The 1,648-nt window shown below is 71.2% G+C and carries 1 protein-coding gene; it reads right to left on the minus strand.

Annotated features, from left to right (window positions below):
- Positions 1-70 precede the first annotated feature (70 nt).
- Positions 71-1,648: NAD-dependent DNA ligase LigA (gene ligA / locus ACOADB_RS24135; protein WP_378604784.1), on the minus strand; the 1,578-nt coding region annotated here is incomplete at its 5' end.

Here is a 1,648-nt window from a genome sequence, read left to right on the forward strand (position 1 = left end):
TCACCGGACTCGTCGGCGCCCGAGCAGGACGCGGCCAGGAGTCCGAGCAGCACCGCCGGGATCCACCGCCTCATGGCTCCAGTGTGCCCTCCGGCGGCCCGTCGGCCAGGAGTCGCTTGAAGCCGTCCTCGTCGAGGATCGGAACCCCCAGCTGTTCGGCCTTCTCGGCCTTGGAGCCGGCGTTCTCGCCGATGACGACGAAGTCGGTCTTCTTCGACACCGAACCGGCCGCCTTCCCGCCACGCGACAGGATCGCCTCCTTCGCTGAATCGCGGGAGAAGTCCTGCAAGGAGCCGGTCACCACGATGGTGAGGCCCTCGAGTGTGCGCGCGACGGACTCGTCACGCTGGTCCGCCATCGCCACGCCGGACGCCGCCCACTTCTCGACGATCGCGACGTGCCAGTCGACGGCGAACCACTCGATGACGGCGGCGGCGATGGTCGGTCCGACGCCCTCGGCGGCAGCCAGGTCGGCCTCGCTCGCCGCCCGGATCGCTTCCATCGAGCCGAACTCGGTGGCCAGGGCACGGGCGGCCGTCGGGCCGACGTGGCGGATGGAGAGCGCGACCAGCACGCGCCACAGCGGCACGGTGGCCTTGCGCTCGCCGAGGTTGTCGAGCAGCTTCTGTCCATTGGCGCTCAGCTGCGGCCCCGTCTCGTCCTTCTTCGGCGCGCGCGTGAAGAGCGGCGTGACCAGCAGCTTCTCGACGGAGAGGTCGAAGACGTCGCCCTCGTTGCGAAGGGCACCGGAGTCGAGCAGCGCGACCGCTGCTTCGTAGCCGAGGCCCTCGATGTCGAAGGCCCCGCGTCCGGCGACGTGGTGCACGCGCTCGCGGACCTGCGCCGGGCAGTGCTCGTGGTTGGGGCACCGCCGGTCCTTGTCGCCCTCCTTCTGCTCGACGAGGTCGGTGGCACAGGACGGACAGGCCGTCGGCATCACCCACTCGGGCAGGCCCTCGGGCCGCAGCGCGAGCACCGGGCCGACGATCTCGGGGATGACGTCGCCGGCCTTGCGGAGGATCACGGTGTCGCCGGGGCGGACGTCCTTGCGCCTGACCTCGTAGCCGTTGTGGAGGGTGGCCATCTCGACGGTCGAGCCCGCCACCTTCACGGGCTCCATGACGCCGAACGGCGTCACCCGGCCGGTGCGGCCGGTGTTGACGTCGATCCGCAGGAGCTTGGTGTTCACCTCCTCGGGCGGGTACTTGTACGCGATCGCCCAGCGCGGCGCCCGGCTGGTCGAGCCCAGGCGGCGCTGCAGGCTGACGTCGTCGACCTTGATCACGACACCGTCGATGTCGTAGGGCACGATCGTGTGCCGGTGCTCGCCCGCGTTCTCGATGTAGCCCTCGACGTCGGCCAGCGTCGGCAGCACCTTGACCGCTTCCGACACCGGCAGGCCCCAGGCGGCGAGCGCCCGATAGGCCTCCGACTGCGCGGTCGGCTCGAACCCCTGACGCGCGCCGATGCCGTGGCAGACCATGCCCAGGTCGCGGGTCGCGGTGACGCGCGGGTCCTTCTGGCGCAGCGAACCGGCCGCCGCGTTGCGCGGGTTGGCGAACGCAGGCTTGCCCGCCTCGGTCATCGAGACGTTCAGCCGCTCGAACGCGAGGGCCGGCAGGTAGACCTCGCCCCGGACCTCGACGAG

Origin of the sequence: Nocardioides sp. CPCC 206348, from assembly GCF_048654705.1 — a bacterium.
In the GTDB taxonomy this organism is placed as follows: domain Bacteria; phylum Actinomycetota; class Actinomycetes; order Propionibacteriales; family Nocardioidaceae; genus Nocardioides.